At 73.6% G+C, this 23777-nt stretch carries 21 protein-coding genes and 1 tRNA gene; 12 read left to right on the top strand and 10 right to left on the bottom strand.

Features of this window, described 5'->3' with window-relative positions:
- Nucleotides 1-440: 440 nt before the first annotated feature.
- A tRNA-Val gene (locus tag THESUDRAFT_RS02100) sits at nucleotides 441-513 on the bottom strand.
- Nucleotides 514-564: 51 nt separating this feature from the next.
- Nucleotides 565-2211, bottom strand: coding sequence for an FAD-binding oxidoreductase (locus THESUDRAFT_RS14860; protein ID WP_006903051.1), 1647 nt, complete (start codon nucleotides 2209-2211; stop codon nucleotides 565-567).
- A 333-nt stretch (nucleotides 2212-2544) separates the two neighbouring features.
- Here THESUDRAFT_RS14860 and THESUDRAFT_RS02090 point away from each other — a divergent pair, with 333 nt between their 5' ends.
- From THESUDRAFT_RS02090 to THESUDRAFT_RS02055, 8 genes are all read left to right on the top strand, one after another.
- Nucleotides 2545-4059, top strand: coding sequence for an HD-GYP domain-containing protein (locus THESUDRAFT_RS02090; RefSeq protein ID WP_006903050.1), 1515 nt, complete (start codon nucleotides 2545-2547; stop codon nucleotides 4057-4059).
- 6 nt (nucleotides 4060-4065) lie between these two features.
- On the top strand, nucleotides 4066-4548 hold the full coding sequence (locus THESUDRAFT_RS02085) for a chemotaxis protein CheX (protein WP_006903049.1): 483 nt from the start codon (nucleotides 4066-4068) through the stop codon (nucleotides 4546-4548).
- A gap of 16 nt (nucleotides 4549-4564) precedes the next feature.
- Nucleotides 4565-4924 (top strand): response regulator, encoded by a 360-nt coding sequence (locus THESUDRAFT_RS02080; RefSeq protein WP_006903048.1) that lies wholly within the window; start codon nucleotides 4565-4567, stop codon nucleotides 4922-4924.
- Between the two features lie 101 nt (nucleotides 4925-5025).
- Entirely contained in the window at nucleotides 5026-7011 is a 1986-nt protein-coding gene (locus THESUDRAFT_RS14855; protein WP_006903047.1) for a methyl-accepting chemotaxis protein, read from the top strand.
- Nucleotides 7001-7828, top strand: a complete 828-nt coding sequence (locus THESUDRAFT_RS14055) for a chemotaxis protein CheW (RefSeq protein WP_006903046.1) — start codon at nucleotides 7001-7003, stop codon at nucleotides 7826-7828. Before THESUDRAFT_RS14855 ends, THESUDRAFT_RS14055 begins: the two co-directional genes overlap by 11 nt.
- Nucleotides 7825-9996 (top strand): chemotaxis protein CheA, encoded by a 2172-nt coding sequence (locus THESUDRAFT_RS02065; protein WP_006903045.1) that lies wholly within the window; start codon nucleotides 7825-7827, stop codon nucleotides 9994-9996. Before THESUDRAFT_RS14055 ends, THESUDRAFT_RS02065 begins: the two co-directional genes overlap by 4 nt.
- Nucleotides 9993-11333 (top strand): protein-glutamate methylesterase/protein-glutamine glutaminase, encoded by a 1341-nt coding sequence (locus THESUDRAFT_RS02060; protein ID WP_006903044.1) that lies wholly within the window; start codon nucleotides 9993-9995, stop codon nucleotides 11331-11333. Before THESUDRAFT_RS02065 ends, THESUDRAFT_RS02060 begins: the two co-directional genes overlap by 4 nt.
- Nucleotides 11334-11574: 241 nt before the next feature.
- Nucleotides 11575-12516, top strand: coding sequence for a CheR family methyltransferase (locus THESUDRAFT_RS02055; protein WP_006903043.1), 942 nt, complete (start codon nucleotides 11575-11577; stop codon nucleotides 12514-12516).
- A gap of 74 nt (nucleotides 12517-12590) precedes the next feature.
- Here the strand turns inward: THESUDRAFT_RS02055 and THESUDRAFT_RS02050 are convergent, their stop codons facing one another.
- The 4 genes from THESUDRAFT_RS02050 to THESUDRAFT_RS02035 all read right to left on the bottom strand — a co-directional run bounded on the left by THESUDRAFT_RS02050 (nucleotide 12591) and on the right by THESUDRAFT_RS02035 (nucleotide 17953).
- On the bottom strand, nucleotides 12591-14588 hold the full coding sequence (locus THESUDRAFT_RS02050) for a TRAP transporter permease (RefSeq protein ID WP_006903042.1): 1998 nt from the start codon (nucleotides 14586-14588) through the stop codon (nucleotides 12591-12593).
- Nucleotides 14589-14619: 31 nt separating this feature from the next.
- Entirely contained in the window at nucleotides 14620-15462 is an 843-nt protein-coding gene (locus THESUDRAFT_RS02045) for a hypothetical protein (protein WP_006903041.1), read from the bottom strand.
- A gap of 43 nt (nucleotides 15463-15505) precedes the next feature.
- Nucleotides 15506-16525 carry a TAXI family TRAP transporter solute-binding subunit gene (locus THESUDRAFT_RS02040; protein ID WP_242823205.1) on the bottom strand — a complete coding sequence of 340 codons (1020 nt, stop codon included), beginning with the start codon at nucleotides 16523-16525 and terminating at the stop codon, nucleotides 15506-15508.
- 111 nt (nucleotides 16526-16636) lie between these two features.
- Nucleotides 16637-17953: a M42 family metallopeptidase gene (locus THESUDRAFT_RS02035; protein ID WP_006903039.1), complete on the bottom strand. Its 1317-nt coding sequence runs from the start codon at nucleotides 17951-17953 to the stop codon at nucleotides 16637-16639.
- Between the two features lie 281 nt (nucleotides 17954-18234).
- On the opposite strand from THESUDRAFT_RS02035, the gene THESUDRAFT_RS02030 reads away from it, so the two are divergent.
- Nucleotides 18235-18564 (top strand): TM2 domain-containing protein, encoded by a 330-nt coding sequence (locus THESUDRAFT_RS02030; RefSeq protein ID WP_006903038.1) that lies wholly within the window; start codon nucleotides 18235-18237, stop codon nucleotides 18562-18564.
- A 231-nt stretch (nucleotides 18565-18795) separates the two neighbouring features.
- Entirely contained in the window at nucleotides 18796-19002 is a 207-nt protein-coding gene (locus THESUDRAFT_RS02025; RefSeq protein ID WP_006903037.1) for a CDGSH iron-sulfur domain-containing protein, read from the top strand.
- Between the two features lie 234 nt (nucleotides 19003-19236).
- On the opposite strand, the gene THESUDRAFT_RS12005 is transcribed toward THESUDRAFT_RS02025, so the two are convergent.
- Nucleotides 19237-20064 (bottom strand): class I SAM-dependent methyltransferase, encoded by an 828-nt coding sequence (locus THESUDRAFT_RS12005; protein ID WP_006903036.1) that lies wholly within the window; start codon nucleotides 20062-20064, stop codon nucleotides 19237-19239.
- 214 nt (nucleotides 20065-20278) lie between these two features.
- On the opposite strand from THESUDRAFT_RS12005, the gene THESUDRAFT_RS02015 reads away from it, so the two are divergent.
- Together THESUDRAFT_RS02015 and THESUDRAFT_RS02010 are read left to right on the top strand one after the other, a co-directional pair.
- Nucleotides 20279-20638 carry a hypothetical protein gene (locus tag THESUDRAFT_RS02015; protein ID WP_006903035.1) on the top strand — a complete coding sequence of 120 codons (360 nt, stop codon included), beginning with the start codon at nucleotides 20279-20281 and terminating at the stop codon, nucleotides 20636-20638.
- Nucleotides 20639-20724: 86 nt separating this feature from the next.
- Complete coding sequence (locus THESUDRAFT_RS02010) at nucleotides 20725-21210, top strand: DUF4149 domain-containing protein (RefSeq protein ID WP_006903034.1); 486 nt, start codon at nucleotides 20725-20727, stop codon at nucleotides 21208-21210.
- Nucleotides 21211-21344: 134 nt separating this feature from the next.
- On the opposite strand, the gene mtnA is transcribed toward THESUDRAFT_RS02010, so the two are convergent.
- The 3 genes from mtnA to THESUDRAFT_RS13165 all read right to left on the bottom strand — a co-directional run bounded on the left by mtnA (nucleotide 21345) and on the right by THESUDRAFT_RS13165 (nucleotide 23241).
- On the bottom strand, nucleotides 21345-22475 hold the full coding sequence (gene mtnA, locus THESUDRAFT_RS02005; protein ID WP_207635431.1) for an S-methyl-5-thioribose-1-phosphate isomerase: 1131 nt from the start codon (nucleotides 22473-22475) through the stop codon (nucleotides 21345-21347).
- Nucleotides 22475-22999: an EscU/YscU/HrcU family type III secretion system export apparatus switch protein gene (locus THESUDRAFT_RS02000; RefSeq protein ID WP_006903032.1), complete on the bottom strand. Its 525-nt coding sequence runs from the start codon at nucleotides 22997-22999 to the stop codon at nucleotides 22475-22477. The genes mtnA and THESUDRAFT_RS02000 overlap by 1 nt, the downstream gene beginning before the upstream one ends.
- Before the next feature lie 98 nt (nucleotides 23000-23097).
- Nucleotides 23098-23241, bottom strand: a complete 144-nt coding sequence (locus THESUDRAFT_RS13165) for a hypothetical protein (RefSeq protein WP_006903031.1) — start codon at nucleotides 23239-23241, stop codon at nucleotides 23098-23100.
- Nucleotides 23242-23777: the final 536 nt, after the last annotated feature.

Genomic DNA, 23777 nt, shown 5'->3' with positions numbered 1-23777 from the left:
TTCCTTCCGGTGGCGCGCGGAAAGTCGCCGGGAATGCGTGGGGCCGCGGGGCCTCCTCCGGCACCCCGCTCCGGTACCCCTGCCGGACGAACCGGCCCACGGCATCGCTCGGCGAACCAGCTTTGGTGCACCACCACCGTGGAGGGGAGGCAGTGGTGCACCGGGTCGCCGGATGCCCGCGGCCACCTTCGCGTCTAGTGTGGGCAAGAGGGCTTGGTCCAACCCCGCCCGGGCGGTGGCGATGGCGGGCAGGACGAGTGACCAGGACCGGAGAATGTCGGCGAGGGCAAAGACGAGGGCAACAATGACGAGGACAAAAATTGTGGACCGCATGGTGGCTTCACCATCCGGTCCTGGTTCCCGTAGTATTCCCTTACGCGCCAGCGGGCCGTACTGGCCCCCGTTCAAGAAATCCTTCTGTGGTGCGGCTTTCTTCACTGTGGGCGCGGGAGGACTCGAACCTCCGACCTCTTGAATGTGAGTCAAGCGCTCTAACCGCTGAGCTACGCGCCCGCCGTATGCTGCGGCGTCACAACGCCATTATAGTGGGCCGGCCGGTCATCGTCAAACGCCAGGGATGTGGGAACCTCCCGGCGCGACGCCGGGATCGGCGGGCAAAACCTTGCCGGGGTTCATGATCCCGTAGGGATCCAGCAAGGCCTTCAGCGCGGCCATGACCGCCACGCCGGCGGGGCCGTGTTCTTCCAATAAGTAATGGCGCTTGCCCAGGCCGATGCCATGCTCGCCCGTGCAGGTGCCGCCGCGCGCCAGGGCATCGCGCACGATGGCCTCGCCGGCCCGGCGGGCGCGCCGCACCTCTTCGGGATCCGCCGGGTCGACGGCGAAGAGCACGTGGAAGTTGCCGTCGCCGGCATGGGCGACGATGCCGGCCGCGAAGCCCAAAGTATCTACGGTGGCCCGCGCGTGACGAAGGGCGGCCGGCAGCTGGGACAGGGGCACGCAGACGTCGGTGCTGAGCTTCTTCCGTCCCGGCGCCACCGCGGTCACCGCCAGCCCGGCGTGATGGCGCGCGTCCCACAGGCGCTCGCGCCCGGCCGCGTCCCGTTCCACCGCAAAGTCCGTGGCGCCCCACCGGGCGCAGGCCGCCCGGCCGCGCCGCGCGTCACCCTCCACCGCCGCCGGCCCGCCGGACCATTCGAGGAACAGGGTGGGCTTTTCCGGGTAAGTGGTGCCGCGGTACGTATTCACCGCCGCCAGGGTCCGCTCGTCCAGGAGCTCGATGCGCGTCGCTGCCGGGCAGCGCCGGGTCACCTCCACGGCGGCCTGGGCGGCGGCCTCCAGGCTGGGGAAGACCGCCCGCGCCGCCACCACCGCCTCGGGCAGCGGATACACCCGCAGGGCCAGGGCGGTGATGACCCCCAGGGTACCTTCGGAACCGACAAACAGGGGCGTCAGATCCCAGTTGGGCAAGGCAACGCACCAGGAAGGCTTGAAACTCCGAGCGCCCGCCGCGACATCCGGCGAACCGCCTGTCACCCGCCCGCCTGGACCCAAGGAAGCCCCCAGCCGGTCCCCGCCACCCTCCCCGGCGCCCGCGGCCCCAGGCCGCTCCTGGCCGGCGCCCGTGGCCGCAGGACGCGCCTGGCCCGGCCACGTCGCGTCCACCCCCAGGGCAGCCGCCGGCCGCTGGGCCAAGCGGGCAAGGAGCCCCGTGCGCAGCACCCTGCCCCCCGCCAGCACCACCTCCAGCCCCAGCACCTGGTGCTTCATGGCGCCGTAGCGCAGGGCGTTGGTCCCGCTGGCGTTGGTGGCCGCCATGCCGCCCAGGGTGGCGTCGGCACCCGGGTCCACCGGGAAGAACAGGCCCTCCCGGGCGAGGTACGCGTTGAGGCGCGAGCGCCGGAGCCCGGGTTCGACCTGCACCACCCTTGCCTCGGGATCCAGGGCAATCACCGCGTCCATGCGCCCTAGATCCAGGCTGATGCCGCCGCGCACGGGAATCACATGCCCTTCCAGGCTGCTGCCCGCTCCGAAGGGAACGACGGGCACTCCCTCCGCCGCCGCCCAGCGCAGCACGGCCTGCACCTGTTCCGTGTTCTCCGGGTAGACCACCACGTCGGGATTGTGGGGCGGGTGGACCGTCAGGTCCCGGCCGTGCTGCTCCCGCTCCGACGCTCCCGCCCGTACCCGCCCGGCGCCCACCAGGGCGCGCAGCGCTGCGGCCAAACGATCGCCGTGCAGGCTCGCCACCCCACTCCCTCCCGCCACTCCGTGCGGCTCCCGCCGCTCCGTCCGCGACCCCCTCGCGGTCCCGGCACCCTGGGGGCGGCCCGGCCAGCCGCCCGCGGCAGCCCTCCGCCTAAACGGGCCCCAGGTCCCGCTCGATAAGGAGGACACAAACCCTACAAGGGTTCCATCATGTTCCAGGCGCGGCACGGCCCAGGGACGCAACCAGGAGTCGGTTGGGGTTCTTCGACAAGTTTCGGCAGCAGCTTACCGTGGGCAGCACCGGTGGCTGGTGCTTTACGGTAACCCGCGCCGGGCCTGGAACCGCCGGCCCGCCACGCCAGGGGAGGAAGAGGAATGCTTCGCGTTGCCGTGGACGCCGTCGCCCCCGGAGCCATCCTGGCGCGCACCCTTTACACCACCACGGGGCAGCCGGTGCTGCGGGCAGGCTTTCCCTTGAATGATTCGGTTCTCCGGCGCCTGCCCTCCTTCGGGATCCGGTTCGTCTGGCTGGACGAACCGGCCCTGGCCGGGCTTGCCCCCGAGGAACCCCTGTCCCAGGTGACCTTCCTGCTCGCCGTCGGCGTCCTGATGCAAACGGCCACAGCGGCGGCGGGCGGCGAGACCCGGCTTCCGGCTACCCTGCGCAGCCAGCTGGCGGACGTGGCGGCCCGGATCGCCGACGAGCTGGAGGCGGCCCCCGGCCTGCCGGGCTGGAAGGAATCTGGAACGGAACGGCCCGGCACCCGCACGCCCGGCCCGGACTGGCACGCCGCCTCCGGTGCCGGCGGCACCGGGGCGGTCCCCATGCCGCGGGAGCACGGCGCTTCGCCGGTCACCTCGGTCGACCCGGGCGCTCCGGCTCCCGGCGCCGCCTTGCCTTACCCTGTAGCGGGCAGCGGGCCCGAGGCGTGGGCGGTCACCGTCCTCAACCGTGCGATCCTGGCCGGGCGCCTCGCCCTGGCCGGTCCCTACCGGGGGCAGGTGCGGGATTTCGTCCTGGCCGCCCTGCTGCAGGATGCGGGCCTGTGGCGCATGCCGGGCGCCCCCTACCGCTGCGACCCGGTGGCGGCGCTGGACGGAACGCTGGGTCCACGGCCCGGCGGTCACGGTGGCTCCCCCGGCGGCGACACGGCGGGCCCCGCCGGCCCCGGCGGCGGGCCGGGTGGCCCTGGCCGCCTCACCGGCCGCGGCCAAGCCCCCGGCCACGACGACGCAATCCCGCAGGGCGGTGCCTTCACCCCCCGCTCCACCGCCACCGGCAGCCGCACCCCCGACCCGAGCGGCACCGCTCCCCACGCCGGCACCGCCGGTCACGTCGCCCTGACCCTGAACTGGCTCTCCGGTGTGGAACTGGGCGGCCTGGTTCGGGCCCTGATCGCCCAGCACCACGAGCAGCTGGACGGAGGCGGCTACCCGGAGGGCCTTCGCGATGACGCCTTCCACCCGGCGGCCCGGCGCATGGCCGCGGTCACCGCCTACACCCTGGCGGTGCAGGGCTGCCCGCACCGCTCCGGCTGGCTCCCCCATGAGGCGTACGAGTGGCTGCTGGCCGAAGGGCCCCGCCTGTGGGGAGCCGACGTGGTGGAGGAGCTGGCTGCCATCCTGTACCCTTATCCGCCCGGCACCCTGGTCCAGCTGGACGGCGGGCCCTGGGCCGTGGTGACCGGCTGTACCGGTGCCCGCCGGCTGCGCCCCCGGGTACGACTGCTGCCCGCCCGCTGGCAGCCGGAGACCGCCGCCCGGGAGGCGGCGGCAGGGGGGGGCGTGATCGACCTTCTCGAGCAGCGAACGCGGCAGATCACCGCCTGGGCGGTGGCCTGGCCGGCAACGGCGGCGGATGCTCCGGCACCTGCCGGCAAGGGGAGGTGAGAGAACGTGCGAGCCGAGTACATCCGCCCCTTCCTGGCGGCTGCCATCGACGTCCTCAAGGTGGACTTCGGCGTCGACCGGGTAGAACGGGGCGAGCTGCGCATCGAGACCAGCTACTACACCACCCAGGAAGTGACCGCCATCATCGGCCTGACCGGGGAGATCGAGGGAACGGCCATGTTCGGCACCACCAAGACCACGGCCCGCCGGATGGTGGAAGCGGTGACCGGCGTCCTGCCGCCCGTGTTCGACGAGATGGCCGAGAGCGCCTTCGCCGAGTTCGGCAACGTGGTGTCGGGCCGCGCCTCGATCCTGTTCGAGCAGCAGGGCTGGCAGTGCACCATCTCGCCGCCCACGGTGATCATCGGGCGCGGCGCCATCATCTCCAACGGCGGCATCCAGCGCCTGATCGTTCCCCTGGAGACCCCCCTGGGCGAGGTCCAGCTGGCCGTGGCCCTGCGGCCCGCCGGCCAGCCGGCCCGCGCCTGACGGAGGAGGCTATGCCGTGGCCAAGATCCTGGTTGCCGACGACGCGGCCTTCATGCGCATGCGCCTGTCCAACCTGCTGACCGAAGCGGGCCACACCGTGCTGGAGGCCACCAACGGCGCCGAGGCGGTCGAGCAGTACCGCCAGGAGCGCCCCGACCTGGTCCTGCTGGACATCACCATGCCCGTCATGGACGGTCTGGCCGCCATCGAGGCGATCCGCGGCATCGACCCCCAGGCGCGCATCGTGGTGTGCAGCTCCCTGGGCCAGCAGGCCATCGTGCTGAAGGCCATCCAGAGCGGAGCCCGGGATTTCATCGTCAAGCCCTTTCAGCCCGAGCGGGTGCTGGACGCCGTCAGCCGCGTCCTGGCGGGATGAACCGGCCCGCGCGGCGGGCGCGGGATGCACCGGCCCGCCGCCCACCGGCCGGTGGCGCGGGACCGCGGCGCCCGCCGCGAAGACAAAAGGAGGCCACCATCATGCGACGACCCCATCTGGGCGTGGGCGCCAAGCTATGGCTCGCCTTCGGGACCCTGCTGGTCCTCCTGGCGTTCATCGCCTACACCGGCATCACGGCCATCCAGCAGTTGATCACCCTCACCGGCGAGGTCGACCGCATCGGCCGCACCCTGACCCTGGCCGCCCAGGTGCGCGCCCTGGCGGCGGAACAGGCCTCAGCCGTCCGCGGGTTCCTCCTGACGGGTGACCCCGCCTACCGCAACGCCTCCCAGGAAGCGGCCACGGCCATGTCCCAGGCCCTGGCCGAGCTGCGCAACCTGGCCACCCAGGCCGGCACCCAGCAGGCCGTGGACGCCGTGGGCACCGCCGCCAACGCTTTCCAGCAGGCGGTCTCACCGGTCCTGGCCCTGCGCCCCACCACCCCCAGCGACGTCCAGCAGGCCCTGACCCGGGTGCGCGACCCCCAGGCGCAGCTGGACGCCGCCGTCGAGCAGCTGGTGGCCAACCGGGAAGAGCGCCACCAGCAGATCGTGGCGGAGCAGCAGGCCACCGAGGCGCGGGCCCGCCTGCTGATCTTCGGGCCCGCGGCAGCGGCCCTGGTCATCGGCCTGTTCATCGCCTCCACCCTGACCCGGTCCCTGACCCGCACCCTGCGTCAGGTGGTGCAGACGGCCCGGCGGGTGGCCGACGGCGACCTGACCGTGCCCCTCCTCAAGGTCCGCAGCCAGGACGAGATCGGGGAAATGGCCCAGGCCTTCAACGACATGCTGCGGGCGTTGCAGGAGCTGCTGCAGGCCGTCCAGGCTTCCAGCCGGGCCGTGCTGGTTTCGGCCCGCGAGCTGAGCGAGGCCGCCGAGCAGTCGGCCCAGGGCGCCGCGGAGGCGGCCCAGGCCGTCAGCCAGGTGGCGGCCGGGGTCACCGAGCAGGCCCAGGCCTCCGACGAGATGCGCCAGGCGATCGAACAACTGCGCCAGACCACCGAGCAGATCGCGACCGGCGCCCAGCAGACCGCCGGCGAGATCCAGGCCACGTCCCACCTGCTGGACCAGATGAACCGGGCCGTGGAGTCGGTGGCCACCAGCGCCGGCCGGGCCCGGGAGCGGGCCGAGCAGGCGGGCAGCACCGCCGACCAGCGGGCCGAGGTCGTGCGCCAGACGCTGGACGTCATGGGCGCCATCCGCCGGGCGGTGGGGGAGTCGGCAGACCGGCTGCGCAACCTGGAGCAGCTTTCTTCCCAGATCGGCGAGATCACCCAGGTGATCTCCAGCATCGCCGAGCAGACGAACCTGCTGGCCCTCAACGCCGCCATCGAGGCCGCCCGGGCCGGCGAGCACGGCCGCGGCTTCGCCGTGGTGGCCGACGAGGTGCGCAAGCTGGCGGAGCGGTCCGCCGTCTCGGCCCGGGAGATCACCGGCCTGATCGACCGGATCCAGGCGGGTACCGCCGCCGTGGTCCAAGCCATGGTGGCCGCCACGGACCAGGTGGAACGGGGCGGCGTCATGGCCGGCCAGACGGGCGAGGCGCTGCAGGCGGTGCTGGAGGCCGTTCAAGCCGTGGTCGACGATGTCCGGGGCATCGCCTCCACTGCCGCCGACCTGCGGGCCAGCACCGAGCAGGTGGTCCGGGCCTTCGACGCCGTGGCCGCAGTGACGGAAGAGAACACCGCCGCCACGGAAGAGATGGCGGCGGGCGCAACCCAGGCGGGCAAGTCGGTGGAACGGGTAGCCGCCGTGGCCCAGGAAAACGCCGCCGCGGCGGAGCAGGTCTCGGCTGCCGTGGACCAGCTCAAGGCCGCCGCCGAGCGGGTCGCCCGGTCGGCCGGCGACCTCAACCAGGTGGTAACCCGCATGGAACAGCACGTGAGCCGCTTCAAGCTGGCGGCCGGCGCGTCAGGATCTGCCGGCGTCCCCGCTGCGGGCGTCGAGGCCGCCCCGGCCCTGGCCGGGGCCATGGCGGCGGTGGCGTCCGGGACCGCCGGTCCGGGAGGCGAGGGCCATGGCCGCTGACGGGCCCCGCAGGCCGGAGGCGACCGCCCAGGAGCCGCGGGTGCTGGTCCTCTTCCGCCTGGCCGGTGAGGACTATGGCATCGATGTGGGCTGCGTCCGGGAGATCATCACCTGGCAGCAGCCCACTCGGGTGCCCCGCACCCCGCCCTTCGTGGAAGGGATCATCAACCTGCGGGGACACATCATCCCGGTCCTGGACCTGCGCCGCCGCCTGGGCCTGCCCGAAGGGTCGCGGGAGCGCAGCACCCGCGTCGTGGTGGTGGAACTGGACACCACGGTGGTGGGCCTGGTGGTCGACGCCGTGTCCGAGGTGGTGCGCCTGCCCGCCGGCACCATCGAGCCGCCGGCCGAGGTCCTGGCGGTGGACGCCAGCTTCATCGAAGGGATTGCCCGCCACGGGGACCGGCTGATCCTGGTCCTGCAGCCCGGCCAGGTGCTGGCGCCGGCGGAATGGCAGGCCGTCCAGGCGGTACAGGTAGCGGAGGCGGCGCCTGCCGCAGCCGCGGCCGGGGGCGCGGATTCCCTCGACGAAGCGGGAGCCGGCGACACCGCGGAAGGGCCGGTCCGGCCCGTCCCCGAGGCCGCAGCGGGACCCGCTGAACCTCGCCGGGACGGGCCTGCCCCGGCCGGCGAGGAGGTTGCCGCAGGGTCTGGGCTGGAAACTCCGGCCGGCGCCGTCCCTGCGCCGGCTCCCCGGCCCGGCCGGCTTCCCGTGGCCGGCGCTGGCGCCCCCGCACCCGGACCGCGCCCGGTCCATGCAGAGCAACCCGGGGACGCGGCGGAACCGCCGGGGACGGCCGGGGGGATGGTCCGGTGACCGGCGATCCCTGGCTGGACCTGAGCGACGAGGAGCGGCAGCTGTTCCTGGCCGAGGGCGGCGAGCTTTTGGATCAGCTGGAGGCCGGGCTGCTGGATCTGGAGACGGGGCAGGCGGGACCCGGCACGGTGCACGCCGTCTTCCGGGCGGCCCATACCTTGAAGGGCTCCGCCGCCACCGTGGGCCTGGACGGCATGGCCCAGCTGACCCACGCCATGGAGAACCGCCTGGACGCCTGGCGCCAGGGTCAGGCGGCGCCGGCCCCGGGTGAGATCTCCCGGTTGCTGGCTGCGGTCGACAGCCTGCGGGCCATGCTGGCCGCGGTGGCGGCCGGGAACACCCCCCCGCCACCGCCGGCCGAGTTGGTGAGCGCCCTGGCCTCCCCGCCGCCGCCAGACGCGGCCGCGCCCCTGGAGGAACCCGCGGCCGGAACCGCCGCAGCCGGTCCTGCCCGCTGGCTGGTGGAGGCCGAGCTGGACCCGGCCTGCCTGATGCCCGCCGTGCGGGCGCTGCAGGTCCTGCTGGCCCTGGAGGAACAGGCCACCCTGGTGGCCTCGGAGCCGCCCCGGGACGGCCTGGAGGCGACCTGGGCAGGGAACCGGGTCCGGGCCTGGGTCGAGGACACCGGCCCGGCGGAGAGGCTCCAGCAGATGGTGGCCGCCGTGCCCGACGTGGCGGCCGTCCGGGTCGTTCCGGCCGAAGGCGGCCGGCAACCTGCTCCGGCTCCCGCCGGAGCCCCGCTCCAGGACCCGGGTGCGGCGCCCCGCCCGGCGGGAGCGGTTCATGCGCCCGCTGCGGCGAACGCCGTTCCCACCGGCGAAGGGGCCGAGCCGGAAGGTCCTGTGTTGGCCGGGCTCCCGGACCCGGCGCCCGCGGGTGCGGCCGCCGGCCCGCTCGCTGCCGGCCGCCCGGCACCCGCACCCGCCGGTGAGGACCGCACCATTCGGGTCGATGTCGCCCTGCTGGACCGGCTGCTGAATCTGGTGGGCGAACTGGTGGTCGAACGCGGTCGCCTGGGCCAGCTGGGGCAGGAGCTGGGCCGGCGGCCCGCCGTGCACGACCTGGCCGACGAGCTCTTCCGGGTCACCGGCCAGATCGCCCGCATCACCGGTGCCCTGCAGGATGCGGTCTTGCAGGCCCGCATGCTGCCCGTGGCCCGGATCTTCCGGCGCTTCCCCCGGCTGGTCCGCGACCTGGCCCTGATGCTTGGCAAGGAGGTGGAACTGGAGCTGGTGGGCGAGGACACCGAGCTGGACCGTACCCTCCACGAGGTGGTGGCGGACCCCCTGCTCCACCTGGTGCGCAATGCCCTGGACCACGGCATCGAGGCCCCGGAGGAGCGAAGGCGGGCCGGCAAGCCCGCCACCGGCCGGGTGCGGCTGGTGGCCGCCCGGGAAGGGCATCACGTGCTCATCCGGGTGGAAGACGACGGCCGGGGCCTGGACCCCCAGCGGCTGCGCCGGGCGGCAGTGGAAAAGGGGCTGATTTCCCCGGACCGGGCGGCAGCCCTCAGCGACCGGGAGGCCTTCGACCTGATGTTCCTGCCCGGTTTCAGCACCGCCGCCCGGGTGACGGGTGTTTCCGGCCGGGGGGTGGGCCTGGACGTGGTCCGCCAGCGCCTGGAGCAGGCGGGTGGCCGGGTGGAGGTGCACAGCCGCCTGGGCCAGGGCACGGCCTTTACCCTGGTGTTGCCGCTGACCCTGGCCACCCTGCGAGCCCTGCTGGTGGAGGTCGGCGACTACGTTTATGCCCTGCCCCTGTCCGATGTGGGCGAGGCGGTACGGGTGACGCCCGGCGAGCTCCGTTCCCTGCAGGGCCGGTGGGTGACCACCGTCCGCGGCCAGGTGGTGCCCCTTCTCTGGCTGCGCCAGTTCGGCGACCCTCGCTTCGGGCCGCAGCCCGGGGACGAGCCGCTGGTCGCCGTGCTGGTGGAGCGCCGGGGCCAACCCATCGGCCTGGTGGTCGACCGCCTGCTGGGCGAGCAGGAAGTGGTGGTAAAGGGGCTAGGAGAACTCCTGGCCGGAACCCGGGGGCTCAGTGGCGCCACCATCCTGGGCGACGGGCGGCTGGCCCTCATCCTCGACACCCCGACCCTGGTGGCGGAGCTGGCCGCCGCCGCGGCCGGTCCGGCGGCCGCCCGCGCCGGGGAGGGGGGTCCGCCGCGATGAGGGCACCTTCCCCCATCCGGGTGCTGGTGGTCGACGATTCGGCCTTCATGCGCCGTGTCCTGACCCGTATCCTGGAGAGCGACCCCGCCCTGCAGGTGGTGGGAACGGCCCGGGACGGCCTGGAGGCGGTGGTCCGGGCGGCCTTGCTCAAGCCGGACGTCATCACCCTGGATGTGGAGATGCCCCGGCTGGACGGCCTATCGGCCCTCCCCCAGATCCTGGCCGCCCACCCCTGCCCTGTGGTGATGGTCTCCAGCCTGACCCAGCAAGGTGCCCAGGCCACAGTGCGTGCCCTGGCCCTGGGAGCCGTCGACTTCGTAGCAAAGCCCTCGGGCGCCATCTCCCTGGACCTGGACCGGGTAGCGGCCGAGCTGGTTGCCAAGGTGAAGGCTGCGGCGTCCGTTCCGCCGGAACGGCTGGTGGTGGCAGCTGGTGGGGGCAAGGGGAATGCGGCCAAAAGGTCCCCCACCCTGGGGGCTGGCCCGGCCGGGTCGGCCGGCGGCCGGGCAGCCGGGATACCGCTGTCCTTCCCGCTCAAAAAGGACGGTGGCCGCACCACAGCTCCCGGGCCGTCCCGTGACGGCATGGCGCTGGACCGCCGACCCCCGGCACCGGGACCTGCCCCCGGGAAGCAGCCAGGACCGGCTCCGCTCGCGGGAGGCAGGACCGCCGGCGGGCATCTGGGCACCCCCTCTGCCGGGCGCCCCAGCGCGTCTGCGGGCCAGCCTGTGGGCAGGCCCCCCGCCGGCCGGCGGCTGTCCCATCTCGTCCTGATCGCTTCGTCTACGGGCGGTCCCGGAGCGCTCTACCGGCTGCTGGGCGCCCTTCCTGCCGGCCTGCCGGCGGCGGTGGTGATCGTGCAGCACATGCCGCCCGGGTTTACTCGAGCCCTGGCCGAGCACCTGGACGCCACCAGCGGCCTCGCCGTGGCCGAGGCGTGGGAGGGCGCGCCGCTCTGTGATGGCTGGGCCTGGGTTGCCCCGGGCGATTACCACCTGCTGGTCACCACGGCGGGCACCCTGCGACTCGACCAGGGGCCGCCGGTCCACGGGGTGCGCCCGGCGGCGGATATCACCTTCGCCTCGGTTCCTGAGGAACTGGCCCGGCGGGCGGTGGTGCTGGTCCTCACGGGCATGGGGGCCGACGGCGCCCGGGGCGCCCAGCAGCTGCACCAGCGGGGCGCCCGGGTCTGGGTCCAGGACGCCGCCAGCTGCGTGGTGCCCGGGATGCCCGGCGCCACTGCGGCCCTGGGCGTGGCCGAGCGGTCAGGGACCCCGGAAGAACTGGCCGCCTGGCTCGTGGAAGCCCTGGCCGGCGGCGGCGAGCCGGCTCCATGAGGCCGTGACGTCGTGGGGCGAGGATCGGGCCGGCCAGCACCGCCGGCGGGGCATGGCAAAAGGGATGACCCGGGCAACGAAACCAGCCTGGGTAACGAATCGGGCCCGAATCGCTGCGGGTGCGGTCCCGGCACGCAGTATGGCCAGGCCGTCCCGCCGGGAGGCCCGCAGGGATCGGGACGGCAGCGGGCTGGAGGGACCGGGCCACAGGCGACAGGCCTGGAGGGGGAACCGGTGAGACATGGTGGAACGGCCATGGCGTGAGGGCAGCACGGCCCGAAGGCATGTGCCCGGGAACGCGGAACCCGGCGACCCCGGCCGCAACGGCGGCCCCGGCGACCCCCACTTCGCGGTGCTGGCCGCCGCCGCGCGCCAGGTCCTGGGCATCGACCTGGATGCCTACCGGTCCCGGCAACTGGAACGGCGCCTGCAGTTCTTCCGCGAGCGTCACGGCCTGCAGGACAATGCGCACCTGGCCGCCCGCCTGCGCGACGACCCTGGCCTGGCCCGCCAGTTCGCCGATTTCCTGACGATCAACGTCTCGGAATTCTTTCGCAACCCGGACCGGTTCGAGGTGCTCAGGGACCGCTTCCTGCCGGCCCTCTTGCGCCGCCGCTCGCCGCTGCGCATCTGGAGCGCCGGCTGTTCCATCGGAGCCGAGATCTACTCCGTGGCCATCCTCCTGCAGGAACTGGACCCCACGGGCCACCACGAGCTCCTGGGCACCGACATCGACGGGGCCGCCCTGGAACGGGCCCGCCAGGGCGTGTTTGAACCCCTGGAAGTGCGGGCGGTTCCGCCCGCCTTGCTGCAGCGTTATTTCCGCCCCGAGGGCCAGGGGTGGGTCCTGCGGCCGGAGATCCGCCACCGGGTGCGGTTCGCCCGGCACGACCTGATCACGGACCCCTACCCGGGCGGCTGGGATTTGATTCTCTGCCGCAATGTGGTGATCTACTTCACGGAAGAGGTGAAGCGGCGCGTCTGGACATCCCTGGCAGGCAGCCTCCGCCCGGGCGGCATCCTGTTCATCGGCGGCAGCGAGAGCCTGTACGGCGTGGCGGGAACGGGCCTGCGCTACCTCACCCCTTGCTTCTACACCCGGGACGAACCGGTCTCCAGCGAGGCCGTACCCGCCACCCGGCCCGGCCCGGCAGGGTCCCCGTCCCTTCCGCCCCGCCGGTGACGGCCCGTCTGCGGGTGATCCGCCAGGGCCGGGCCGCCGCCCCGCGTGTTTCGCCGCTTTCGGAGCCAGGACCGTCAGGCCGCGGCCGCCGGTGCCCGGGACCGGCCCCCGGCCAGATGCAAGGCCACCGCCGCCGCCCCCAGCACCAGTCCCGCCAGGTCGACGTGCGAGCCGGGATACATCAGCGCCATCCCCCCGGCCACCAGCAGCACCCGCTCGTACCAGCGGGCCGGTCCCCGCAGCCAGCCCGCCACACCGGCCACCAGGGCCGCCAGACCGGCGACCGCCGTCAGGGTCGCCCGCAGCACGGCCAACCCGGGCCCGTCCAGCAGCAGGTTCATCCCGGCGGGACTCAAGGTGAAGAGGAATGGAACCAGGAAGGCCGGCAGGGCGTACCGCCACGTCAGCCACATGGTGCGGAAGGGATTGCCGCCCGTGATGGCAGATACGGCGAAGCAGGACAGCGCCGTCGGCGGCGAAACCTCCGAGAGGACGGCATAGTAGAAGGTGAACATGTGGGCCGCCGGTTCGGGAACCCCCACCTGGACCAGGGCCGGTGCCACCGTCACCGCGGCCACGATGTAGGAGGCGGTGATGGGCAGGGCCAGGCCCAGCAGGAGGAGCACCACCGCCGACAACAGCAGGGTGGGGACCAGCTGCCCGCCCGACAGCGCCAGCACCAGGGAGGAGAACTTGAGGCCCAGCCCCGTCAGGTTCAATACCCCGACGATGATGCCGGCCACGGCGGTGGTGGCCACCACCGACAGGGCGGACCGGGCTCCCCGGTCCAGCGCCTCGACCAGCTTGCGGGGTGTCAGGGCGGTATCCCGCCGCAGGTAGGAGACGGCCACGGCCAGGGCCATCGACCACATGACGGCGTAGGCCGCCGTATATCCTGCCAGCAGGAACGCGACGATGGCGACCAGCGAGGTCAGGTGAAACCCGTACCCGCGCAGGAGGCGCCCCAGCGGCGGCGCCTCGGCCACCACCGGCCTGACCGCTCCCCGCGCCGCATCCAGCTCGATCATCAGCAGAATGCACAGGTAGTAGAGGACGGTCGGCACCACGGCCCAGCGGATGACATCCAGGTAGGACACCCGCAGGATCTCGGCGATGATGAAGGAGGCCGCCCCCAGGATGGGCGGTGAGATCACGGCACCGATGCCGCCCGCGGAGAGCAGGGCGCCGGCCCGCTCGGCACTGTATCCGGCCCGCCGGAGCAGGGGCCAGGTGATGGCTCCCAGGGTGACCGCCGTGGCGACCCCGCTGCCCGACGGGCCGCCCAGCAGGAAGGAGGCGGCTGTGACCGCCCGGCCAGGACCCGCCCGGTGACGGCCCACCAGGGCCAGGGACAGGTCCACGAAGAACCGGCCCGCGCCGGAAGCGTCCAGCAGCGCCCCGTACAGGGTGAAGAGAATGATGAAGGTGGCCGACACGCCCAGCGGGACGCCGAAGATCCCCTCCAGGGAGAGGTACATCTGGCCGATCAGCCTGGAAAAGCTGTAGCCGCCGTGCCCCCACATGCCGGGGAAGTAGGGCCCCAGGAACCCGTAGGCAAGAAACGCCACGGCCAGGAGAGGCAGCACCCAGCCCGTGGTCCGCCGGGCCGCCTCCAGCACCAGGAGCAGGGCCAGCGTGCCCAGCACCAGGTCCGGTGTCTCCGGGCGAATGATGCGGTAGGCCACCTCCCGGTAGAAGACCACCAGGTACGCCATGGTGACCACCGCCAGCAGGGCCAGGACGCCGTCGACCCACGGGATGCGGTGGCGGTCCTGCCGCCCCGAGGCAGGGTACAGCAGCAGGATCAGGGCCAGGCCGAAGCCCAGGTGGATGGCCCGCATGGGATGGGCCGGGATGTATGCGAAGGTGGCCCAGACGTGGTAGAGGGCCATGACCACCGCCAGGACCCGGATCACCACCGCCAGCGGTCCCCGGGGCCGGCGGGTCACCCCTTCATAGCGCTCGACCAGTTCGTCCACGTCATCGGAACCCGGCACCGGTCCCGGCGCCACCGCCGGCGCTGCCTCCCGGGCCCTCACCGGCCCGATGCCTTCCGCTCCGTCCCTCGCCATGCCGCGTCCCCCTTGCCTGCCTCTGGGGCCGTCACTCTGTGCCGGCCCGCCGCTCACCGTCCATCCTCGGCCCTGCCGTCCAAACCTTGCTGTGCGCACCTTCTGCCCGGATGCCGATGACGGCCGTGCCCCCGTCTCCCACCAGGCTGTAGAGGGGCAGGCACCGGTCGCCCACCACCAGGGACCGCCGGCCGGTGACCGTGGCCCGCACCTGGAGGGTCCCAGCGGGTTGCGGGACCGTCCCGCCCGCCCCCGGCTGCCCCAGCAGCCGGTTCGCCGCTTGGGGAATCAGGGGCATCTTCAGCGAGAGCCGGTACCACGGAACCGAGTTCCAGGTCCCACCCGCCAGGCGAGTCCTCCCCGCCGCGCCGGACGGGACGGGGACAGCCCCGCCGGCCTGGGCCTGCTGCCGGTTGGCCTGGGCGCCGCCCGTCCCGGGACAGGCCAGGGCCGGGGCCGCGGCCATGGGCTCGAGCCTCGCCCTTGCCCCCAGCCCGTCCCCGTAGTACCACGCGATGTCCGGCGTGGGGGCTTCCACGGCGACCAGTTCCAGCCCCCGCCCCGTCACCCGGAACCGCTCGCGCACGGGAACCCGGAACATGGAGTGGCGGTACTCCAGAACCACCTCCTGGCCTGGCGCCACCGGCCAGCGGGCCAACGGTGCGGGCGGCCACCGCTGCGGGGACCCCCCGGCCAGGCCTGGTAACCGGCCGGGGGCAGCGGTCATGCCGCCCTCCGGCCCCACCGCCCGCACCTCCAGCCACCAGCGGGGCTCGCCGGCGCTGATTGCCTGCCAGAAAAGGAGCCCGGCCAGGGTCACCGCCAGGAGGCCCGCCCGAGCCGCTGCCCAGGGCAAGGCGGCCCGGTGGCGCACCGGTCCCGCCGCCGGGGCCGGTTCGTCCGCATGGCGTGCGGCCTCAGCGGTTCCAGGCACCCTGTTCCTGGTAGTAGCGGATGGCACCGGGGTGATACTCCACCACCTGGCCCGTCACGGCGTTCTCCAGGGTGAGCTTCTCGGCCTCGGGGTGGACGGCAACCAGCTCGTCCTTGTGCTCGAAAAGGGTCTTGAGGATGTCGTAGGCCCGCTGCTCGTCCATGCCGGCAGGGACCAGGAGATAATTGGGCACGGCGACGGTGGGCGTGTCTTCCTTCACGTCACCGCTGTAGGCACCGGCGGGGAAGATGTCTTCAACGTAGACGGCGCCGTACTTCTGGACCAGGTCGTCCACCACTTCGCCCATGGGCACGATGTAGATGTCAAGCCCCGGCGTGTTCGCCAGGTCGCTCACGGCGCCCGTGGGATAACCGCCCGACCAGAAGAAGGCGTCGATGCGGCCGTCGCGCAGGGCATCGGCGGACTCCTGGACGCCCAGGAACTCCCGCTGGACGTCGGTGTCCGGGTCCAGGCCCGCCGCCTCCAGGATGCGCAGGGCCGTCACCTCGGTGCCGCTGCCGGGGGCGCCCGTGGAGACCCGCTTCCCCTTCAAGTCCGCCAGGGTGCGGATGCCCGAATCGGCCCGGGTGACCAGGTGATTGTAGTTGTTGTAGAGGACGGCCAGCGCTTTCACGGGCTGCGGACCGTCAAAGGGGTCCTGTCCCTGGACGGCCAGGTAGGCGGTATCCGCCAGGCTGAAGGCCAGTTCGGCGTCGCCCTGGGCCAGGAGCAGGATGTTGTCGACCGATGCCGAGGTGACCTCCGCGACGGCGTTGACACCCGGAAGGTGCTTGGACAACACGTCGGCCATGGCCCCGCCGTAGATGTAATACACCCCTCCGGTCCCGCCCGTGGCGATGCGGATCTGGCCCCCCTGGGCGCTGCCGCCGCCGCTGCCGGCCGGTGTGCCGGTGCCGCCGCAGCCGGCCAGCACCGCCGCCACCAGCGCGAGGACCAGGAACGGTACCGCCCTCCGCACGGTGAACCGCCACCGCATGCCCATCCCTCCCAGCTTCCTCCGGACCGGCCGCCGGAGGCCTGTCCAGACGCGTTCTCGCGACGGGATTCGGCACGGTGGGGAACCGTTCCTGCCACGTGGCAGCTTGCCTTACATTTATTGCCATGATGCCGCGGCCGGTGCCGGCCGGCCAGGCCATCCATTGGATCGTCCCGGCCAGGGTGCCGGGGGGTGCCCGTAGCGCGGTACCGGTGCCGGCGGAACAGGCGCGACCCATCCGGCAGGTGCCGCGGGCGGAATGGCCCACCCGACAGGCACCGCGGGCGGCGCGGCGGGCACGGCGGGCATGGCCGGAGTGCCCGGGACGGGCGGCTCCACCGTCCGGGCCGGGCCCATCGCCCGGAGCGCCTCCACGGTGCCGGCATCGAGGCGCTGGATCACCGCCACGATCAGCCGGGCCGCTTGTTCCAGGTCGGAGAGATGCAGGATGGAGCCATGGCTGTGGATGTAGCGCACCGGGATGCCGATGGACAGGGTCGGTACGCCCGTCGAGGCCGTGTGGATCTTGCCGGCGTCGGTGCCGCCGCCCGGCATCACGTCGAACTGGATGGGAATGCCGTGGTCGCGGGCCGTGTCGACCACCAGGTCCCGCAGCCGCAGGTGGGGGATCATGCTGGCGTCGTAAAGGGAGATGGCCGGCCCTCCACCCATCCGGCAGGAAGCCGGCAGGCGGCTCCGGTCGATCCCCGGCGTATCGGTGGCCACCGTGGTGTCGATCACCAGGGCCACGTCGGGCGCCACGGCCCGGACGCTGGTGGTGGCCCCGCGCAGGCCCACCTCTTCCTGGACGGTGGCCACCGCGTAGACGGTGTTGGGGTGCGGCACCGTAGCGAGCCGGCGCAGCACCTCCACCAGGATGACGCAGCCGGCCCGGTTATCCCAGGCCTTGGCCAGGAAGGCCCCGGGCGGCCCCAGGGGCTCGAAGGCGCTGGCCGGCACCACGGGGTCCCCCGGGCGAATGCCCAGCCCTTCGGCCTCCTGGCGGCTGGTCGCACCCACGTCGATGAACATGTCCCGCATGTCCACCGGGCGGCTGCGTTCCTCCTGCGGCAGGATGTGGGGCGGCTTGGCGCCGATGATGCCGGTGACCGGCCCGCGGGCCGTGTAGATGCGCACCCGCTGGGCCAGCATCACCTGGCTCCACCACCCGCCGATGGGCTGGAACCGTATGAACCCGCCCTCGTCGATGTGGCTCACCATGAACCCGATCTCGTCCATGTGGGCCGCCAGCATGACCCGCGGCCTCGCGGCCCCTCCGGGCCGCTCGGCGATCAGCGAGCCCAGGTTATCCGTCTCCAGGCGGGGGGCCAGTTGCCCCAGATGCCGGGCCAGCACCTCCCGCACCGGAGCCTCGTAGCCGGAGACGCCCGGCGCCTCCGCCAGCTCCCGCAGCAACGTCCAGCCTGCGGTCATGGCGACACCTCCCGGGCGTAACGTGCGCCCGCGGTGGCACGGTTATCCTCCGGTACCCACGGCCGCCGATGCCCACACCCGTGTCGCGGCCGCGCCCCGGCATAGCAGGGGAGGCCCCCCTGCTCGAATAGGGTGTTTTCGTGCCCCCGGATGACCCGGGAAGGAACACCTGCCTCCGGCCGGCCCGTCCCCGCCCGGGAGCGGCAGCCGGCGGGAATGCGGGGGGATCCGGTCGCTGCCGGGGCGTCCCGCCCCACGGGGGCCGGGAAGGAGGGAAAGATGTGGCGGATCTCTACGACCTGACCGACCGGGAGCTGCAGGTGGCCCGGCTGGAGATCGAGCGGCGCCAGAAGTCGGCGGTGGTGGCCTGGCTGTTGTGGCTCTTCCTGGGCGGCCTGGGCGGCCACCGCTATTACCTGGGGCCGGTCTGGCAGGGCATCCTGATGACCGTGACACTGGGCGGCTTGGGCTTCTGGGCCCTGATCGATGCCTTTTTCATCCCGCGGCGCCTGCGGGCGGTCAACAAGGCCGTGGAAGAGGCGGTCGTGCGGGACATCCTGGCTCGACGGGGCCAGGACGGCCGGGCGCCGGTGGCCTCCCCGGCCGGCTGATCCCTCCGGGGCCTGCGGGCCTCAGCCGGCGGGCCCTCCATGGCGGGCGGCCGGGCCGGGCCGGACGAACCCGGCCCGGCCGCTTGTGGCCGGACCCGGGGCCGGTGGGCCGGTTGACGCCGCATGGCCTGCGGGTGAAACTGGTGGCAAGCCAAGGAACGGCAAGGACCGGCGCCATCTCCGGCAACGCCCGGGAAGGCGCCGGGAGTTGCGGGAAAGGGGGTGCGACCGGTGAGCCGGCTGGTCCGCCACGATCGCAACCGCCCCTATGAGGTGCGGCCCGAGGGAGCGGAGAAGAGCATCTGGATCTGCGCCTGCGGCCTGTCGAAGAACAAGCCCTTCTGCGACGGTTCCCACAAGCGTACCCGGGACGAGAAAGAGGGCGCCCTCTACATCTACGACGACGAGGGCCGCATCGAGGTCCAGTCCATGTACTGAGCCGGTGGACGGGCCCTGCGCCGGCCCGCCGCGGCTTCCACCACCGCTGGGGGCCCATGGCGAGGCGACTGCAGAAGGTGGAGCGCCTCCTGCCGGCCCGCCCCGGGCCGGCAGGAGGACCGGAAACCGTCGGCGGGCGGGACGGTCGCCGGCGGCAGGCCCGGCGTCCCCGCGGCGGTCCGGCGGTGCCAGGCGCCCGCCGGCCGCGTCCCGCCGCTGCGTCGTCTCGCGCCGTCAGGGCTTCTGGGCCACCAGCAGCACCCGCCGCTTGATGTAGACCCATCCTTCGGGGCCTTGCGTCACCACCCGCTCCCGCACGGCCGCTTCATCCCGCTGCCAGCGGTCTTCCAGCTGGGCCAGCACCCCCGGCTCCGGGGCGACGGGATAGAGCCACCGATCCAGCGGCATAGGCTCCACCAGGACCTCCAGGCGTTCCAGCTCAAGCCTGGCCCCTTCCAAGACGCCCGCCCAGCGGCCCGGCGTCAGGGCTTCGACGTGGGAGGCATCCCGGATCCGCTCCAGATCGTTGAAGAGGGCAGCTGCTTCCGGATCGGCGGGCGGCGTCATGTCCACCACCCCCAGGCGGCCGCCGGGGCGGAGGACCCGGGCCATCTCGGCCACAGCGGTCACCACGTCGCCGAAGTGGTGGGCTGCCCGCCGGCAGGTGACCAGGTCGAAGGACCCCTCCGGAAAGGGCAGGGCGTGGACATCGCCGGTGACGAACCGGGCGTTCTGCACTCCCCGGGCTTCCGCCTCCCGGGCAAAGGCCTCCGCCATGGCCGGGGTGGCATCGAGGCCCACGACCTCCGCCACCTGGGGTGCGAAGGTCAGGCCGGTGTGACCTGCAGCCGTGGCCACGTCCAGCAAGCGCTGGTGGGGCTGGGGGTCGAGGGCCGCGACCAGGGCGAACAGGTCGGCCCCGGCCCGGTGCCCCGGGCTCTGCCGGTACGCCTCCGCATGCCGGCCGAAGAAGGCCTGAACCGCTGCCAGTTCCCCACGCCGCTCTCCCCCTGGATCGCCATCACCCTGCCGCCCGCCTGCCACCTCAAAGCCCCGTTCCATCGGGGCACCCCCTCTCCCTTCGGGCCGGCAACCGGTTCCTCCCGTGCCGAAACCCGGGTACCATGGTACCACGGCGCTTGTCCGCCGGTCTGCCCCGCCCGTCCCGGGCGGGTCGGCAACCGGACCCTGCCCCGTACCGCACCGCAGGGGGCACCGCCCGGCCGGGGCCGCCGGGGCGGGAGGGTGAGAAACCAAGCTCACGGGAGGGACGACCTTGGCCAACCTGGCGTTCGTCCACGGCTTTCTGGGACCCATCGTGTTCGCCTTCGCCGTCATGCGGGTGATCTGGACGGGATACCGGCTGCTGGCCGGGCGCGACCTGCCGGCCCATCGCCTGGTGGGAGGCCTGTCCGTGGGCCTGTTCGACCTGCAGGCCTTGCTGGGCATCATCTTGCTGGTGACGCTGGGCTTCGGGACCGTGGGCTGGCAGCACCCTGCCCTGATGCTGGCCGCGGCCGTCCTGGCCCACATGAGCGTGGCCGCCGGCCGGCGAGTGGAGGGGCGGGCGCCTGGACCTTTCGTGCTCGCCCTGATCAGCGTGGTGCTGGTGACCGTGGCCTATCCTGCGCCGTGAGCCACGCGCCGCGAGCCGCGGGACGGCAGGCGGATCCCGGGTGGAACGCCCCGCACCGGATTGGGCGGGTGGCAAGGAGGACTTTCATGGCAAGGGCCTGGCGCAACCTGTACGTTTTTCTGATGGTCGCCTGGTTCGGGGTGATGGTCTACTACACGTTCATCCTGACGCCCACCCTGACCCGCGCCTTCCCCGGCGACTTCGGCACCATCGTCGCCACCCTCTTCCCGGGCTACTTCCGGCTGGGAGAGGTCCTGGGCCTGGTCGCCGCCCTGGCCGCTTGGATGGAGTTCCGCAGCCAGCGCCGCCAGCCCGGCGGCCCGGACGCTCCCGGGGCAGGCTGGCGGCTGGCGGCGGGGCTCATGGCCCTGGCGCTGGTGATCGTCAACCGGGAAGCGGTGCTGCCGGCCGCCCATGCCGCCCGTGGGACGGCCGCTTTTGGGCCGCTGCACGGCATCTCCATGGCCGTCAACCTGGCGACGGCCGCCCTGGCCCTGTTCGGCGGGGCCGGCGGGCTTCTCGCGCCCGCCGCCTCGCGCCCCGGGCGGATCGCCGGGACGAACCGGCGCTGACGGCGGCCCGGTGCGCCCTTAACGCCGCCCATACCCCCGGAGCCGCCCGCCGGCGGCCGGCTCCGGGCCGGCGCGACGGGACCAGGACGTGACCAGGAGGCTGCCACCAGGGGCCTGCTGGCATCCCGGGTCGGTCAGCAGCCTGGGCTCCGGCCCCACCGTGCGGCCTCGCCGCGGCCGGGTTCGTCCCGCCGGGCCCGGGCGGCGATGGCTTCGATGTAGGGCGGGCGCAAGATCCCGCGGTCGGTCACGATGGCGGTGATCAGGGAGGCGGGCGTGACGTCGAAGGCCGGGTTGAAGACGGGTGTGCCCGCTGGTGCCCACCGGACGCCGCCGAAGCCCGTCACTTCCTCCGGGTTTCGCTCCTCGATGGGGATGCCGTCGCCCGACGGCAGGCTGGGATCGACGGTGGACCAGGGTGCCACCACATAGAAGGGAATCCCGTGGTGACGGGCCAGCACGGCCAGCATGCGGGTCCCGATCTTGTTGGCCGTATCCCCGTTGGCGGCGATGCGGTCGGCGCCCACCAGCACGGCGTCGACCCGCCCGGCCGCCATCACCGCCGCGGCCGCGCCGTCGACGATCAGGGTGTGGGGAATGCCTTCCTTCTGCAGCTCCCAGGCGGTCAGGCGGGCGCCCTGCAACACGGGCCGCGTCTCGTCGACCCACACGTGGCGCAGCCGCCCCTGCCGCCAGGCGGTGCGGATCACGCCCAGGGCCGTGCCGTGGCCGCCCGTGGCCAGGGCCCCGGTGTTGCAGTGGGTGAGCACCTGGGCCCCTTCCGGCAGGAGGGCGGCGCCGTGCTCGGCCATGCGGAGGCACATGGCCAGGTCTTCCTCCTGAATGGCCCGGGCTTCGGCTTCCAGCGCGGCCGCGACCTGGTCCGGGCCTGCGCCGGCCGACCGCATCTGGCGGTACCGGCCTTCCATCCGGGCCAGGGCCCAGTGCAGGTTGACCGCCGTGGGCCGGGTGGCCGCCAGGCGCCGCAGGGCAGTCTCGACGACCTCCTCGAGGCCCGCCCCCTCGCCAGGGGTGCCCCCCGGTTCCAGGGCCCCTCCGCCCCGTCCCCGCGCCGCCCCAGCCGCCGCCAAGGCCACGCCGAAGGCCGCCGCGATGCCGATGGCCGGCGCTCCCCGCACCACCATGGTCTCGATGGCGCGGGCCACCTCCTCCACCGACCGGCATGCCTGCCACCTTTCCTCCGCCGGCAGCCGGCGCTGGTCGAGGAGATGGACCACACCGCCTTCATACCGCACAGGTCGGATCACGCCTGGCTCCTCCCGTCGTCCGGATCGGGGCGTCCCGGCGGAGCAGACCCGCCGGGAGGCGTGTCCCAGGACCCGCCCCCTCCCCGTACCGGTCCGGACCGGCTTCCCGCCGGAGCCCCCGCCCCGCCGGACGAACCCGCCCCAGCCGGCGAATCCGCCCCGGAGGCCAGGCCCCAGCGCGCCGCCAGATCCGGCCCGCGGGCCCGGCCCGCCAGGCCCCCGGCCATCTGCCGGTCCAGTTCCAGGGCCAGGGCCATGATCCGGGCCACCACTTCAAACAGTGCGGCCGGGATCGCCTGGCCCGGTGGCACCCGGGCCAGCACCGGCGCCAGGGGCGAGGTCACCTCCGGCACCCCCGCCTCCCGCGCACGGCGCAGGATGGCTTCCGCCATGGTGCCGAAACCGGCCGCTACCACCCGGGGGGCCGGATCGGTGCCGGGATCGAACCGCAGGGCGGCCGCCGCCCGCTGGGGCGGGGGTTCAGCCCCGTCAAGCCGGGATGGCTCCGTTGTCTCGCTCAAGGTATCCCACTCCTTAGCCCGGCGCAAGGATGCCCGGGGTGGGCGCAGCGAACCGGCACCCTGCGAAGTCTATCCACGGAAGCCTACCCCCACGGCCCCTACCGCCGGTCCCGGTGGACGGCGCGCACTCCAGCACCCGCGGGGTCGAACCCGGCGCCGGCCAGAAGGCGGCAGAGGGTTTGCGCGTCCAGGCCTACCCCAGCCAGGATGCCGGCCACCTGGGGCTCCACCGCCAGGTCCAAATAAACCCGCCCTCCCATACCGGCGGCCCGCACACGCCAGCGCCCGGCCCGGGGTAAAGCCCACTCGACCTCCAGGGTCCATGGTTTGGGTGGCGGGCCCGCACCCCCGGCCACCTCCCTTCGGGGCGAGCGGGATGACCGCGAAGTCGCCCCGGGGCGGGAGGGCGGATCCGGACGGGCGGCAGCGGCGGCAGCCGCGGTCAGGCCCGCCCAGCCGCCGGGCGCACCCAGGGCCGAATTGCCCGCTGTTTCCACCGGGGACGCGCCCGGGGCAGCAGGAACGACGGGTCCGGGCGGCGAATCGCGGTAAACCCCACCGGCCGGCTGCCCCGGGCCGTGGGGCTTGCCGGCCGGCAAGCCCGGGTCCTGGCGGGGCATCGCCGCCGGCAGCGCAGGGGGCGGGGATCCAGCCGGTGCCGCGGCGGCCTCCCCACCCCGCCGTGCCGCTGGGCCAAGTGCCGGGCCGCGGGATGTCCCGGGGATCGCCTGGGAGACCGCCGTCGCCGGCGGTAGAGCCGGTTCGGGCGCCCTGGTGG

The sequence above is a fragment of the Thermaerobacter subterraneus DSM 13965 genome, from assembly GCF_000183545.2.
Lineage (GTDB): Bacteria > Bacillota > Sulfobacillia > Thermaerobacterales > Thermaerobacteraceae > Thermaerobacter > Thermaerobacter subterraneus.
The sequence above is the reverse complement of the archived record's forward strand: the minus strand, read 5'-3'. Positions and strand labels throughout refer to the sequence as shown.